We start from the raw sequence: 15,276 nt of genomic DNA on the forward strand, positions 1-15,276 counted from the left end.
ATCATGCCTCTTATTACTCAGGCTCTCTACTGTACTACTTCGCGTAGGCTTAGCCTTTTTTAAAAATTATGATAAACCCAGGATCACTATAAAATCATGTTTGACAACTTAACAGCTCGATTAAAACAATCTTTTAAAAACATTCGTGGCCAAGGCCGCTTAAGTGAACATAACATTAAGGAAAGTCTACGTGAAGTAAAAAAAGCTTTAATAGAAGCGGATGTCGCCTACCCTGTTGTTAAAACAATCATCGAACAAGTACGCCAAGGCGCCATTGGACAAAAAGTCACAGAAAGCTTAGCGCCTGGTCAAGCCTTTATAAAAATTGTCAGTGATACCTTAACTAATATAATGGGTAATGATTTATCCGAATTAAATCTTTCCACACAAGCACCGGTTGTAATTATGGTGGTCGGATTACAAGGTTCGGGAAAGACAACAACGGTTGCAAAATTAGCTTATTGGTTAAAAGAACAAAAAAATAAATCGGTTTTAGTGACTAGCACCGACATTCATCGCCCTGCCGCTATTTTACAACTTGAAAGCTTGACCGAAAGTATCGGTGTATTTTTTCATACGAGTAACGCCTCACAAACCCCTACTTATATCGTTCAAACTGCTATTCAAGCCGCCCGTAATAAAGGGGTAGATGTTGTTATTATCGATACAGCCGGTCGTTTGCATATTGATACCGGCATGATGGATGAAGTGCACACTATCCATACTATTAGTAATCCCGTAGAAACCTTATTTGTACTCGATAGCATGATGGGTCAAGATGCTGTAAAAACAGCAAAAGGTTTTGATGAAATAATCCCCCTCTCTGGGATTATTCTGAGTAAAATGGACGGTGATGCGCGCGGAGGGGCTGCTTTATCTATAAAATTTATTTTAGGTAAACCGATTAAATTTATCGGCTCAGGCGAAAAAGTAACGGCTCTAGAGCCTTTTTACCCTGATAGAATTGCTTCGCGCATACTCGGTATGGGTGATGTCCTTTCTTTAGTTGAAGAAGTACAACGCCATAGCGATCAAAAAGCAGTACAAAAACTCAATCAAAAATTACAAAAAGGTAAAAAATTTGATCTGCAGGATTTTTTAAATCAGCTCATACAAATGGACAATATGGGAGGAATGGAGAAACTCTTAGGAAAGCTTCCTGATGGCAATAATGCTGCTTTATTGGCTAACGCTAAAAATACACTGAATAAAAAATTAACCTCAAAAATGCAAGCAATCATATGCTCTATGACTAAAAAAGAAAGGCTTTTCCCAGACATTATCCAGGGATCCAGAAAACGTCGTATCGCCTCTGGCTCAGGAACCCAAATTCAAGATGTTAATCAACTATTAAAGCAGTTCAACCAAATGCAAAAAATGATGAAGCGTTTGTCTAAGCCTGGCTCAATGACGAAACTTCTACAAGGACTACAGAACCATTACCCTCGATAGCAGAAACCCGAATAAAAGCCTTCCCAAATTAATAAAATTTGCGTAGAATTCGGTGAGGTTTCAATCTGGCAAGCTTATTAAAATACTTGCTATTAACGTAATCTCACTCAATTGAGCGTTTAAATAGACAGTACAAATAGAGAGGAAAATTTATTCCATGGTTACCATTCGTTTAGCACGAGGAGGCCGTACAGAGCGCCCCTTCTATCACATTGTTGTAACAGATAGCCGAAAACCCCGTGATGGACGCTACATTGAGCGTTTAGGTTTTTATAATCCTGTTGCTGCAGGTAAAGAAATAGAGCTAAAGATTACAGAAGATAGGGTTAACTATTGGTTATCCCAAGGGGCTCAGCCTTCAGAGCAAGTCCAAAGTCTTCTGAAAAAGGCTAGAAAAGTAGCTAATACTAAGCAAACTAACAACCAGGCGATAGCTGCTTAATATAGTCTTCGCACTTGAATTTTTGTCTGTGTCGCCGATCAACTCGAAATCATGGTTGTGTATATACCCGGCCACATGGGCGCGGCACTTGACAAAAATCCCACTGCTGTGTGAGTAATATATTACCATCTCCTTAAATCAAGACTACCTCTCTGCATTAGATGATTAATAAAATGCCTATCATTGAGTAAAAGAGGTAAAAATGACGAAAAAAAAGGTCTTAGTAGGTACTATAGGAAAACCTTACGGTGTCAAAGGGTGGGTTAAAATTAATTCTTATACAGAACCTGTTAGTAATATTATCGATTATCAACCCTGGTATTTAGAAGCACCTAATAAATCCTCTTCCCCAGCTATTCTAATTGAAATAATAGATTGCCGTCTTCATGGTCAACAGATATTAGCACTACTCGCCAACTGTACAACACCTGAATCAGCATGTCTTTATACAAATTATAAAATCTATGTTGATAGACAAAAATTCTTTCCCTTAACAGCGCGTGAATACTACTGGATAGATTTAGAAGGCTTAAAAGTCTATACCTGTGAAAACATTTATCTCGGCACAATCTCAGCTATCTTTGCTACGGGTGCTAACGATGTATTGGTAATTACTGATAAAAAAAGGCATTTAATTCCCTTTTTATTAGATCAAACCATTAAGTCTATCGATTTAGAGAATAAAACTATGATTGTCGATTGGGATGCGGAATTTTGATGGATATCCAAATTATTAGCCTATTTCCTGAAATGTTTAGTCCTTTGAATTTAAGCATACCTGGGCGCGCACAAAAAAAAGGGTTGATAAAAATATCCCATTTGAATCCCCGGGATTTTACAGAAGATAAACATAATACTGTCGATGACCGTCCTTACGGAGGCGGACCTGGCATGGTGATGAAGTTTGAGCCATTACTTGTTGCAATAAAAATGGCAAAATCACGCCAACAGACCTTACACTCGGCTCCTCTAGTCAGCTATTTATCCCCTCAAGGAAAGCGATTCGATCAAGTAGCGGCTCAAGAATTAAGTCAACGTAAAGGACTTATTTTAATTGCGGGTCGTTATGAAGGCATCGATCAACGTCTTATAAACAGTGAAGTCGACGAGGAATGGTCTTTAGGGGATTTTATTTTGAGTGGCGGAGAGCTCGCCGCGATGTGCCTTATTGATACGATAGTCCGCCTACAACCAGGGGCATTAGGCCATATGGAATCCGCCTCACAAGATTCCTTTAGTTCGGCTCTATTAGATTATCCACACTATACCCGCCCTGCAAAGATAGATGGACAACAGAAGGTTCCTGATGTTTTGCTACAGGGAGACCATACCGCCATTGCTCGTTGGCGTTTAAAACAAGCTTTGGGACGAACCTGGCAACGCCGACCTGATTTATTAAAAAAGCATATACTTAGCAAGCAAGAGCAGGTATTATTGGCCGAATTCATCCGTGAAAATAGCGAATAAAATTTGGAGTTAGTGATGAGCAATCTCATACAGACTATTGAAAAAGAACAAATGCAATCAAAAAAGGACATTCCCGACTTTCGTGCTGGAGATACAGTTGCAGTTAAAATTAAAGTCAAAGAAGGCACACGTGAACGATTACAATCCTTTGAGGGAGTTGTTATTGCTCGACGTAATCGTGGGTTCAACTCTGCCTTTACAGTAAGAAAGATCTCACATGGTGAAGGGGTGGAACGAGTTTTTCCTCTTTATAGTCCTTTAACGGCTAGCATAGAAATTAAAAGACGTGGTGACGTTCGAAAAGCAAAACTATATCACTTACGTAACCTTCGCGGTAAAGCAGCGCGTATTAAAGAAAAATTAATAACCACTATGCAAACTTCAAAAGAGGAAGTTAGTAATAACAATTCTATAGAATAGACGCCCATAACCTATGCCGACCATATTTTTATTGTTGGCATACCAAAAGCTTTAATCTCTACATAAATATACTCACAGCAAGGGGATTTTTGGCAAGTGCTGCAATAATGAAATAGCCTTCGTTTATTCATCAAGATACATAAGGATTGCGAACGCAGCAACACAGACAAAAATTCAAGTACGAAGAGAACAATAAGATAAATGTTTTATAAAGCTATTATCCAAACCCCCCTTGGTAAACTAGGGATATCCACTACCTGTCAATTACTTACACAGCTTGATTTCTTAACTGATGATAAGGCATTAATTCAACCTAACGAAGAAGTTCTGTACGACATCGTCAATCAGCTTAATCAATATTTTAAACATCCCAGCTTTCAATTTAATATATCCTATCAATTACAAGGAACCCCTTTTCAGAAACGAGTTTGGCAAACCTTGAGTAAAATCCCTATACAAAAAACTGTTAGTTATGGAACGCTCGCCAAAAAATTAAACACGGGGGCGCGAGCTATTGGTAATGCTTGCCGAGCGAATCCTCTTCCGATATTGATTCCTTGTCACCGAGTTGTTGCCCAAAAAAACTTAGGTGGCTATAAAGGAAAAGAAATATCTATAAAAAAATGGTTATTAAACCATGAATCCTATTCCACTGTATTTTAAATAAATACAAACATAAGGAAATTTTTTTAGCTCAATTAAAAGATAATCCTATTTATTAATTTCTTTTAAGCGTCGCCTGCTCAATTCATCTCTTAGCGCCTGTAAGTCTTTACTCAAAAGCGTGTAAGTTAAAACTGAAGCCGTCAAACGCCCATTGTAATAAATTCTAACTTTGTTAATCTATGTAATGTGTGTTGTTAATGATCTGATCAAGGACTTAGTTTTCAATAAAGATCTTAAAGTGATTATTTATTTGAAAATTAATTAGAAAATCCTTATGTTATGGGAATAGATAAGGATGTCTACACTACAAGGAGGTAGTGTTAGCAAGGATGCTACAAGGACGTTACAACACAGATAAACCCCCTTGGGCCGTTTTACGGCCCTTTTTAATTTACACTTTTTGCATTTAAATTTTTTTCTGTGCATAAGGTTCTTTTATTAAAACTCAGTATATAAAACCTTTTATCTCCCAATACTTTATTAATCCTGCCAAAAACGATGGCTTTTGTCATAGTAAGTCTCTCTTTGTATAGTATTAGTAAGTACATTTAATTTTAACGTAATAGTTCCTTCAGTTGCCGTGTTATAAATTTCAGAACCTAAACGTTGATAACGATTTAATACAATTTGATGTGGAAATTTAAAGCGGTTATGAAAACCTGTAGAAAATAAAGCGTAAACGGGTTGCACATAATTTAAAAACGCTATGCTTGAAGAGGTTTTACTACCATGATGTGGTACTATTAAAACTGTGCTTTGCAAATCTTTTTGTTTTGCATGAACCAAATAGTTTTCTGCCCTCTTTTCTATATCGCCCACTAATAAAATACTTTGTAAACGATTACTAATTTTTAGTACACATGAACTATTATTACCTTGATAAAGATGATGCATGGGTGGATATAAAATCTCGAAACTAATTCCATCCCACTGCCAATGCATTTTTTCTTCACATAAATTTACGATTTTGGGTAGAAATTTTTTTGGAATACTACTCAGCACCTTGTTAACTTGTATTTGTTTTAAAATAATCATCGCTCCACCACTATGATCATTATCACCATGACTAACTACCATCAAATTTACTTTTTGAACGCCGATAGTTTGTAAAAAAGGAAGTATGACCAATTTTCCTGCATCAAAGGATGGACTTAAACGAGGACCTGTATCATAAATCAGGACGTGATGTTGAGTACGAACTACACTGGCTAAACCTTGCCCAACATCAAGAAGATGAATCCAAATATCGCCATATTGTGGTCTCTGACTTTCCCAAAAAAATAAAGGCAAAATCCAAATGAAACCTAAACAGCGAGTTGGCATTCCTTTAGGTCCTAAAAGTAATAAAATGCCCACTAAGCTTGAAACTAATATCCATGGAGTTGATACGTAAGCGTAATATTGGGCTAAAGGTATTTCTGAAAAAAAATTGAGTACTTTCCAAAGTAATTCAAGTAATTGTTCTGCGAAAATTAAGAGAGTGTTTCCAAACACCATGTTAACAAGACTAACTAAACTACCTAATAAACTGATCGGTAAAATTATAAATCCAATAGATGGAATCGCTATTAAGTTAGCAGCAAAACTAATCAAAGAAATTTGATGAAAAAATAATAAAGATAAAGGAATTAACCCTAAGCTGACAGTTACTTGAATCCGACACCAAGCACGCCAATTTGCTAATGGTTTTATGCGATTAGAAACCGCATAAAAAATTAATATCACCGCTATAAAGGACAGCCAAAAACTCGCTGATAAAACCGTAAAAGGCTCGATAATCAAAATAATCAATAATGCCAAATGAAATGAATGCCAACTAGTAAGATAGCGTTGCTGTATTCTCGTCATTGAAAATGCCACTAGCATCAGTAGCGCACGTTGAGTCGGGATAGAAAATCCCGCTAAAGCACTATAGAAAACCGCTATTAATAACGTAAGTGCACTAGCAATTTTAGGAGCGGGAATATAAAGAGTAACATAGGGGAGTCGACAGCAAATAAGACGAACTATCCAATAAATAATTCCTGCAATAAAAGCAAGATGTAAACCTGAAATAGCAAATAAATGATTAGTCCCTGTACCGCGCATAACTTGCCATTGTTCATCTGTAATTTCGCAGCGTATTCCTGTCGTTAATGCACTAATAAGTCCTAATAAGGGGTAATCTTGCAAAGATTTTTTTACATTCGCAGTGATTTTTTGGCGTAAATTATCAATAAAATAATAGGCATTCGCACGTTCAATTAAACGCAAAGGGAATTTTTCTAATAAATAACCTGTCGCACCTATATTTTGTTGGAATAGTTCCGCTTGATAGTCAAAACTACCAGGATTCCAAAAAGCACGTGGTCGACGGAGACGCAAGGTAAATTGCCAAATATCGCCTTTTTTAAAATGAGTTAATACATTCGAATTTTTATAAAAATATCCCTTAATACGCACAGGGATAGGATAGCGTATAGCGATAGAAGTCGCCAAGTGTTGAATAAGAAAGTCAAAACGCACAACACCCGAGTGATTTTCTGGAATAGTTAGTATACGTCCTCTAGCAATCAGTATCTTACCTTCTAATATTTTTGGTAATTGTTGAGAGAGACGTTGATGAGCGGTTATCAAGGACCAAGAAAAACCTAAACAACAAGCAACAAAAAATAAAATCCAGCTCTGAGAAAAAAATAACTTAAAAAAAGCTAACGTAACTAAAATGATACTTATAAAAATTAGTAAATAAGCCAGTTTTACCGAAGGTAAATGCGAAAAATGTGTGATCCATATCACGCCGATTAAAAACCCTAACGTCCAGCGGGCCATATTTTTTATTCAGACAATAACTTATCTTGATAACTTATCTTATTGTATATTTTCTTCAAATAAATCTAAAAACACCCTTAAAGTAATAAAAAATAATATTTAATATTATTTTTTATCTAAAGCATTATCTTGTATACTTAATGGATGGATTTAAAATTCTCTCGAATTAATGACATGAATTACCAACACAAGGAGTGTGTTTATGCAAGAACCTACTCATCTTAAGAAAAGAATTTCAGGTAATGTTAACTCTGAAAATACCACCCAAGAAATAGCTCAAGAAACTTCAGCTAAGGCTTCTAAAAAAACAACCTCTAATGAAAGAAGTCGCTTTTATATCTTTCAAAAGTTAGTATGTTCAAATAGCCCTCTTGTAGACGATGAAAGCGAAGTCATGGTAATACCTAAATCTAGACCTAAGTAATTATCTTCAAGAAACTACGAATTTCTTTTTATGGTTTTTTAATGTAGCAGCTGTTTTAAAGGCGCTGCTAACATCATAAAAAAGCTAGCGACTAATCCAGCTGCTGGAATAGTTAATATCCATGCCCACATAATTCGTCGTATAGTGGGCCAATGTGTATTTAGCCAACCATTTGTTGAGCCTACTCCTAAAATCGCCCCTGTCACCGTATGTGTGGTAGAAACAGGAATACCTAAATCAGTCGCTGCAAATAACGTAAATGCAGCACCTGTCGCAGCACACCCGCCACTTAAAGGTGTTAATTTGGTTATTTTATTTCCTAAAGTATGGACAATACGCCAACCTCCTATTAGTGTGCCTAATCCCATTACAAAGTTACAAGAAATAATTACCCAAAATGGAACATAAAAATGTCCATTTAAAAGACCTGTAGAAAATAATAACACAGCAATAATACCCATCGTTTTTTGGGCATCATTACCACCATGACCTAAGCTTAATAAAGCCCCTGCAACGAATTGGGCGCGTTTAGCCCAACATTGAGTCTTATCGGAATTGATATCTTTTAAAAAAAAATGTGCTAATTTTATCAACAGCCAACTTATTGATAATCCTAATAATGGTGACAAAACGATTGCTATCAATACAGGTAGCAATCCATGCCAATTTAAAACGTGCCAACCTCCAGCCACTAAAGCTGCACCGACTAACCCTCCTATCAACCCATGAGATGAACTTGAAGGTAAACCAAAATACCACGTTAAAAGATTCCAAATGATAGCACCCATTAGCGCTGAAAAAAGCACATACGGGGTAATGATATGAGGTTCTATTAATCCCGAGCCTATAGTCGTTGCAACACTTAGATGAAAAAATAAGAATGCAATAAAATTAAAAAATGCGGCCCACAATACTGCTGTTAAAGGCTTTAAAACCTTTGTTGCAACCATAATAGCGATAGAGTTAGCCGCATCATGAAAACCATTAATAAAGTCGAAGATAAATGCTAAGACAATAACAAAATAAATAAATACTAAAGTGCTCGTCATACAGCATTCTTTCCATCACTTAAACTCGATGTTAAGTATACACGACGTTGATAGGGTTGCCACTCTGATGAAGTTAATCCCGTTTGATAAAAAAAGGATTTAATTGAGTTATATTTCATATGAAAATCTATAGTTGAAAAAACTTATTGTATTTACTTCAGTTATTATTAACTCCTGAAATTCTATAGTTTATTCCTTAAAATTCGATTTCTTATTTCATTTCTTATTTCCTTTAAATAGCCCCTTTAAGGTAGAATCATATCTTACAATGTTAATATACTCAAAAACCTTATGTTATCGCTTATTGAATTAGTTCAACAACTTGTTGCTCTACCCTCTGTTACGCCAGATGATAAGGGCTGTCAATCTGTTTTATGTCAGCACTTAAAGCACTTAGATTTTGTGATTGAACACTTACCCTTTGCAGAAGTCAATAATTTTTGGGCTAGACATGGGAAAGAGTCACCTTTATTTGTTTTTGTTGGACATACTGATGTCGTTCCTACGGGTCCCCTAGACAAATGGGATAGTCCTCCTTTTGTGCCTACCATTTGCAATGGCCAACTTTATGGTCGTGGCAGCGCTGATATGAAAGGTAGCCTAGCTGCAATGTTGACCGCGTGTGAAAAGTTTATTAAAAAATACCCTAATCATAGTGGTTCTATCGCTTGGTTAATTACGAGCGATGAAGAAGGCCCTAGCATCAATGGCACAGCAAAAATAGCGGAAGTACTTAGAAACAGAAACGAAAAAATAGATTATTGCTTAGTGGGCGAACCTACTTGCGAAAAAAAATTAGGAGATACTTTAAAAATCGGCCGCCGTGGTTCTTTATCAGCCCATCTGATCATTAAAGGTAAACAAGGTCATATTGCATATCCTCAATTAGCCGAAAATCCTATTCATTGCTTTAGCTCTAGTTTAGCCGAATTATTGGATATTAATTGGGACGAAGGAATAGCATACCCTAACTTTCAACCTACCAGCTTACAATTTTCTAATATTCATGGTGGCACTGGTGCAGGTAATGTGATTCCAGATAATCTAGAAGTTAAATTTAATTTTCGTTACTCCCCCGCAACCACTGCAAAAAAATTAGAAGATACTGTAGAAAGTATTTTAAAAAAACATCATTTAAACTATCAAATCACTTGGCAACGTGGAGGATTTCCTTTTTTAAGCGCTTCAGGCCAGTTACGTTTAGCCTGTTTTGATGCTATAAAAAAAATTACTGGGGTTACACCTACTATTTCAACGACAGGTGGCACCTCTGATGCCCGTTTTATAGCGCCTTTAGGAGCAGAGATTGTTGAGTTTGGTCCATGCAATAGTACTATTCACCAAATTAATGAATGCGTCTCTATTGATGATCTTGAGAAATTAGTTTTAATTTATGAAGAAATTTTAAAGAATACTTTGTGTAAAAATTAATTATTTAAATTATTTCAATATCAGAAATTAGCTATTTTTTTAATTTGAGATACAAAGAATATGAACTTAGAACTTAAAAAAAGAGCTCAGTAAAACACACAAAAAAAAGCAGCCTTTAGGCTGCTTGCGGTTAATCATTAGTATTCTTTATTATGAAAGAAATTGTGATTTTGATAACCATGATGGGTCAGGATAGTAAGCAAATATTAGCGTTCCGTTTTTAATCGAATGGATTAATGAATCGGCAACTACTGGACTCACTGCAAAACAACCCCAACTTCGTCCTAGACGACCATGCTGCTGCGCAAATTGCGCCGTTGCATAATCCGCTCTATGGACTACGATATCACGAGCTTCCGCCCTATCGTTAAATCCTTTTTCTAAACCTTTTATTCTTAATGAATAGCCGTGTTTACCCTGATAAGTTGATTCAGTTAAAAACACACCTAAACTTGACTCTAAACTTCCTGGTCTATCCGAGAAAGAAGTTGCGTAGTTGCCACCACTGTTTTGTCCATGGGCAACGTAATCATGAAAAAGGACCGAATCGTTGTTAAGGTCTAATACCCACAATCTTCGTGCTGTTGATGGCTTGGTATAATCAATAATTGTTAGAATATGTTGATTGTCTAAACCTTCCTGTCTCGCCTTGTTATAAGCCTCTAAGCCTAACTGTAATACTTTAGGATTAAGAGCTGGAGCTCGCTGACTGAACTGCTGCAGCTCAGCTTGCACATTAGCTCCCTGGTTTACTGGACTAGCATTAACGGTCATCACGAAGAGACCGCTCGCTAGCAGTAATAAACTTGTTATTTTCTTTAATATCACTATATAACCCCCTCCTCTGCTTCAACAGAAGAAAGACCACTATAGCATAATTCGTACAATATTTGAACGTATTTAGCCGGCTTCCTTAGTCAAAAGGCTTACATTTAATACTTCTAATGTAAGCTTTATAATGACAAAATTTGGGGTTTAGGGGGCTTAATCTTTTGCTTTCAACCTTAAGCTTTAGATTTTTAAGTGCTAGGAAATCTTTAGATACCCCTACCCAAATACCGAAATATTCAGATTTTTAAGGCCTAGTTTTTATTCTATATAGAACAACCCTCTGACTCAAAAATTCCTCTAATTCTAAACTAGAATTTAAAGAAGAAATTTGGAGTGTCCAAGAATAATCCTATCCTCTAAAAATTAGCCTTTCTATCCGACTAATCTATACCGATAATAGCGTTGTAACTCTGCATTTTTTAGTGCTTAAACTAAAATCCTTTCTAGTTAATATTTTAAGTAAAATTAATTTTTATTTTTTAGCTATTTTTATTGTTATAATCAAAAGTTCGCCATTCTCCTGTATTGATATTGTGTTAAAAATTATTTCACTTTCCGTGGTCTGCCACGTTTACGAATAGTGCCTGTTTTAGCTATATTGAGCTGGGATGGTCTTCCTCGTGTGGTTAACATTCTTTTCATTCTTTTTTTATTTCCTTTTGCCTTTGCAACTGCTAAAGCCTTGAAATTAGCTTCCATTTTTTTATGTTCAATTTTAACAACCTTTTCTAACGCTTTTTGATAAGCCTCTTGCTCAGCAATTTTCAGTTTTTCTTTGAAATTGGCTTTGAGCATAGCAATCTTGGCACGCAAGGCTTTTTGTGTCATTCGAGCATTTAGAGCAGCCTTACTACGTTGCATTTTTTTAGCTGCACTTAAAGGTGGTCTACCTCGTTTAGTTTTTGTTTGTGCTTTAACATTCATCATATGAGTTCCTTAGAGTTAATATTATATTAAACAATCAATATACCTTCTTAAAGTTAAGGTGATATTAAATAATATTTCCTAAATTAAGAAGTATAAACCTAAATAGACATCTTATTATATCGATAAATTATAGATAATTCAGCAATATTTTATCACTAAAAAATTCGGCATTCTCTAATAGGATTTTTAACTACTAAATTTACAAATAGCCTTTATGGGGATTTAATTATCTTTTTTCAATAGGTATATAATTTCTTTGTGTATTTCCAATATATAATTGTCTAGGTCTTGCAATACGGAGTTTAGGGTCAGACATCATTTCTTCCCATTGTGAAACCCAACCTACTGTACGAGCTAATGCAAAAATTACAGTAAACATATTAGTAGGAACCCCTAAAGCACTTAAAGTAATACCCGAATAAAAATCTACATTAGGATATAATTTTCTTTCAATAAAATAAGGATCTTCTAAAGCAATTTTTTCTAAAGCTAATGCAAGTTTAAATAAAGGTACTTCTTTTTGGCCAGTTTCTTCTAATACTTCATGGCATGTCTTTTTCATCACGGATGCACGTGGATCATAATTTTTATAGACACGATGTCCAAAGCCCATTAACCGAAAAGGATCATTAGGATCTTTTGCTTTTTCGATGTAATGGTCAATCCGTGAGATATCTCCTATTTCAAGCAACATATTTAAACAAGCTTCGTTAGCGCCACCATGAGCAGGACCCCATAAAGCGGCTATGCCGGCAGAAATGCAGGCATAAGGGTTAGCGCCTGTTGAACCTGCCAGTCTCACAGTAGAAGTAGAAGCATTCTGTTCATGATCTGCATGTAAAATAAAAATCTTATCTAAAGCCCTCGCTAACACTGGATTAGGTTGGATCTCTTCGGTTGGAACTCCAAACATCATATGCATAAAATTTTCTGCATAATTTAAATGATTAAGAGGATACATAAAGGGCAACCCAGTCGCATACTTATAGGACATGGCAGCAAGGGTTGGCATTTTAGCAATTAATCTTAATGCGGCTAGTTTACGATGTTCTTTATTATGAATATCCAACAAATCATGATAAAAAGCAGATAGTGCCCCAACAACACCTAACATAATTGCCATGGGGTGAGCATCTCTGCGAAATCCATGAAAAAAATGTCGTAATTGCTCATGAACCATCGTGTGTTGATTAATCTCCTCATTAAAACCCTGTTTTTGAATTTGATTCGGCAATTCACCATGAAGCAATAGATAAGCAACTTCTATAAAGTCTGATTTTTCTGCGAGTTGATCAATCGAGTAGCCACGATAAAGTAAGATACCTTTATCGCCATCAATAAAAGTAATTTTAGAAGAACAGGACGCAGTAGATAGAAACCCTGGATCATAGGTAAATCGATTAACTTTGGCTAATTGAGTCACATCAATAACATCAGGCCCTAAGGTCGCTTCGCAAATTGGCAAATTAATTGGAGATAAGTTATTAACCGTCAAAATTGCCGTCGAAGAAGACAAGTCTTTAGTGGTTACTTCCGCAGATTGAGTCATAATAGCCTCTGAATTTATAAATTTAATTTCGTACGCCAACTAAACTAGCAATTACCTAAAAAGCGGGTGATATATAACAAAGATAAAATACTGATGTCAATTTCGGCAACTTATTTAAGATTTAAGCAAATTATTAGAAAGGTGTGCTAGATTTATGCTAGATTAACGATATTGTGCAAACTATTCAACATTTAACTGTAACAAAAGACTATTCTGGCCAGAGACTCGACAATTTTTTAATGTCGCGGTTAAAAGGCCTACCTAAAAGTCGACTTTACCGAATCATACGAAAAGGCGAATTACGTATCAATAAAAAAAGGGTAAAGCCGGATTATCGTTTACAAGAAGGGGACATTATTCGCATCCCTCCTCTACGACTTGCCCTCGTTGCCACGAAAAAAAATAGTTTGAATGAAAAACTAGCTGAGCTACTTGAAAAAGCAATCATTTTTGAAGATAAGCATTTTTTAGTCCTTAACAAGCCGAGTGGTATTGCTGTCCACGGTGGGAGTGGGATACATTTAGGAGTCATAGAGGCTTTACGTTTACTACGTCCACAATTAAAGTTCTTGGAATTAGTTCATCGCTTGGATCGGGATACTTCAGGTTGTTTATTACTCGCTAAAAAAAGTAGTGTTCTAAAAGAACTACATGAATTATTACGTTTAGGGAAAATTAAAAAGACTTATATTGCTCTAGTGGCAGGGCATTGGCCTAAATCGTTATTAAAAGTCGACGTCCCCTTATATAAGAACCAATTGCTATCAGGAGAACGCATTGTACGCGTCCAACCAGAAGGCAAAAGTTCCTTAACTGAATTTTCTGTACAACATTATTATGCTGAATCTACGCTGGTCGCAGTAATGCCAATCACTGGTCGCACCCATCAAATTCGCGTTCATGCCCAATTTGCCAAGCACCCTATCATTGGAGATGAAAAATATGGCGATAAAGAAATCAATAAAAAGATGCGTCAATTGGGCTGTAAACGGCTTTTCTTACATGCCAGTCAACTTGAATTTACTTTACCCTCAATAGCGAAAACTATAACGCTAAATGCTGAATTGCCAAAAGATTTAAACCAACTTTTAAAATGCCTAACCCCTTTATCGTTGATTAGCTAATTCTATTCTTTCCTGTTTTCCTTTAGCGCTGCAAAAATATTCCTGCGAACTTCTTCAACGTCAGCATATCCATTAATTGAAATATAACAGGGCGCACCCGGATCGCCGCGATCCTGCCATTCTTTGTAATAGCAAAGTAAGGGCTTGGTTTGTTGATGATAAATCCGTAAACGTTCACGTACCGTTGCTTCGGTATCATCTTTACGTTGAATAAGCTCTTCCCCTGTTACATCATCTTTATTCGGTATTTTGGGGGGATTATACAATATATGATAAATACGTCCTGAACCCAAGTGAATACGCCGGCCACTTAAGCGCTTTACAATTTCATCGTCTTCAACCTTAATTTCTATAACAAAATCTATCAAAATACCATTAGCCCGTATCGCCTCCGCCTGAGGTAAAGTGCGTGGAAATCCATCAAATAAAAAACCATTGATACAATCAGGTTGTTGAATGCGTGCTTCGACCAATTCGATAATGACCTTATCCGAAATTAATTGACCTGAGTCCATTAAAGCCTTGGCCTGAAGGCCGACGGGAGTACCCTGACTAACAGCAGAACGTAACATATCCCCCGTAGAAATTTGAGGAATATGGTAGTAAGCTGTTAAAAATTTTGCTTGCGTACCCTTTCCTGCCCCAGGTGCCCCTAATAAAATAATTCTCATCTATTATTATCT

16 protein-coding genes are annotated in these 15,276 nt (G+C 36.2%); 9 read left to right on the forward strand and 7 right to left on the reverse strand.

All coding sequences use genetic code 11. From position 1 onward, the window contains the following. Positions 1 to 96 precede the first annotated feature (96 nt). The 6 genes from ffh (at position 97) to A1D18_RS04725 (ending at position 4,444) form a co-directional block, all read left to right on the forward strand. Positions 97 to 1,452 carry a signal recognition particle protein gene (ffh, locus tag A1D18_RS04700; protein ID WP_071662654.1) on the forward strand — a complete coding sequence of 452 codons (1,356 nt, stop codon included), beginning with the start codon at positions 97 to 99 and terminating at the stop codon, positions 1,450 to 1,452. A 157-nt stretch (positions 1,453 to 1,609) separates the two neighbouring features. Next, positions 1,610 to 1,894: a 30S ribosomal protein S16 gene (gene rpsP, locus A1D18_RS04705; protein WP_071662655.1), complete on the forward strand. Its 285-nt coding sequence runs from the start codon at positions 1,610 to 1,612 to the stop codon at positions 1,892 to 1,894. Positions 1,895 to 2,096: 202 nt separating this feature from the next. Next, positions 2,097 to 2,612 carry a ribosome maturation factor RimM gene (gene rimM / locus A1D18_RS04710; RefSeq protein ID WP_071662656.1) on the forward strand — a complete coding sequence of 172 codons (516 nt, stop codon included), beginning with the start codon at positions 2,097 to 2,099 and terminating at the stop codon, positions 2,610 to 2,612. After that, positions 2,606 to 3,361, forward strand: coding sequence for a tRNA (guanosine(37)-N1)-methyltransferase TrmD (gene trmD / locus A1D18_RS04715; RefSeq protein WP_245756800.1), 756 nt, complete (start codon positions 2,606 to 2,608; stop codon positions 3,359 to 3,361). Before rimM ends, trmD begins: the two co-directional genes overlap by 7 nt. Before the next feature lie 15 nt (positions 3,362 to 3,376). Continuing rightward, positions 3,377 to 3,781, forward strand: coding sequence for a 50S ribosomal protein L19 (gene rplS, locus A1D18_RS04720; protein ID WP_071662658.1), 405 nt, complete (start codon positions 3,377 to 3,379; stop codon positions 3,779 to 3,781). Between the two features lie 201 nt (positions 3,782 to 3,982). After that, positions 3,983 to 4,444, forward strand: coding sequence for a methylated-DNA--[protein]-cysteine S-methyltransferase (locus tag A1D18_RS04725; protein ID WP_071662659.1), 462 nt, complete (start codon positions 3,983 to 3,985; stop codon positions 4,442 to 4,444). A 483-nt stretch (positions 4,445 to 4,927) separates the two neighbouring features. Here A1D18_RS04725 and A1D18_RS04730 read toward each other — a convergent pair whose 3' ends face one another. Beyond that, a complete protein-coding gene (locus A1D18_RS04730; protein WP_071662660.1) occupies positions 4,928 to 7,258 on the reverse strand; it encodes a DNA internalization-related competence protein ComEC/Rec2 in 2,331 nt (776 codons plus the stop codon). Positions 7,259 to 7,460: 202 nt separating this feature from the next. On the opposite strand from A1D18_RS04730, the gene A1D18_RS04735 reads away from it, so the two are divergent. After that, positions 7,461 to 7,682, forward strand: coding sequence for a hypothetical protein (locus tag A1D18_RS04735; RefSeq protein ID WP_071662661.1), 222 nt, complete (start codon positions 7,461 to 7,463; stop codon positions 7,680 to 7,682). A 38-nt stretch (positions 7,683 to 7,720) separates the two neighbouring features. Here the strand turns inward: A1D18_RS04735 and A1D18_RS04740 are convergent, their stop codons facing one another. Together A1D18_RS04740 and A1D18_RS06940 are read right to left on the reverse strand one after the other, a co-directional pair. Then, the gene (locus tag A1D18_RS04740; protein WP_071662662.1) at positions 7,721 to 8,731 is read right to left on the reverse strand and encodes an inorganic phosphate transporter; all 1,011 of its coding nucleotides are present in this window, start codon (positions 8,729 to 8,731) and stop codon (positions 7,721 to 7,723) included. After that, positions 8,728 to 8,850 carry a hypothetical protein gene (locus A1D18_RS06940; protein ID WP_281244144.1) on the reverse strand — a complete coding sequence of 41 codons (123 nt, stop codon included), beginning with the start codon at positions 8,848 to 8,850 and terminating at the stop codon, positions 8,728 to 8,730. Before A1D18_RS06940 ends, A1D18_RS04740 begins: the two co-directional genes overlap by 4 nt. A gap of 172 nt (positions 8,851 to 9,022) precedes the next feature. On the opposite strand from A1D18_RS06940, the gene dapE reads away from it, so the two are divergent. Next, entirely contained in the window at positions 9,023 to 10,162 is a 1,140-nt protein-coding gene (dapE, locus tag A1D18_RS04745) for a succinyl-diaminopimelate desuccinylase (RefSeq protein ID WP_071662663.1), read from the forward strand. Between the two features lie 150 nt (positions 10,163 to 10,312). Here dapE and A1D18_RS04750 read toward each other — a convergent pair whose 3' ends face one another. The 3 genes from A1D18_RS04750 to gltA form a co-directional block, all read right to left on the reverse strand. Beyond that, complete coding sequence (locus A1D18_RS04750) at positions 10,313 to 10,936, reverse strand: murein L,D-transpeptidase catalytic domain family protein (protein WP_071663012.1); 624 nt, start codon at positions 10,934 to 10,936, stop codon at positions 10,313 to 10,315. Positions 10,937 to 11,536: 600 nt separating this feature from the next. Further along, entirely contained in the window at positions 11,537 to 11,920 is a 384-nt protein-coding gene (locus tag A1D18_RS04755) for a hypothetical protein (RefSeq protein ID WP_071662664.1), read from the reverse strand. A 226-nt stretch (positions 11,921 to 12,146) separates the two neighbouring features. Beyond that, positions 12,147 to 13,436, reverse strand: a complete 1,290-nt coding sequence (gene gltA, locus A1D18_RS04760) for a citrate synthase (RefSeq protein WP_071663013.1) — start codon at positions 13,434 to 13,436, stop codon at positions 12,147 to 12,149. 206 nt (positions 13,437 to 13,642) lie between these two features. On the opposite strand from gltA, the gene rluC reads away from it, so the two are divergent. After that, entirely contained in the window at positions 13,643 to 14,593 is a 951-nt protein-coding gene (rluC, locus tag A1D18_RS04765) for a 23S rRNA pseudouridine(955/2504/2580) synthase RluC (protein WP_084028744.1), read from the forward strand. A gap of 2 nt (positions 14,594 to 14,595) precedes the next feature. Here rluC and adk read toward each other — a convergent pair whose 3' ends face one another. Beyond that, positions 14,596 to 15,264 carry an adenylate kinase gene (gene adk / locus A1D18_RS04770; RefSeq protein WP_071662666.1) on the reverse strand — a complete coding sequence of 223 codons (669 nt, stop codon included), beginning with the start codon at positions 15,262 to 15,264 and terminating at the stop codon, positions 14,596 to 14,598. Between the last annotated feature and the right edge of the window lie 12 nt (positions 15,265 to 15,276).

This window comes from Candidatus Rickettsiella isopodorum (assembly GCF_001881495.1).
GTDB lineage: Bacteria > Pseudomonadota > Gammaproteobacteria > Diplorickettsiales > Diplorickettsiaceae > Aquirickettsiella > Aquirickettsiella isopodorum.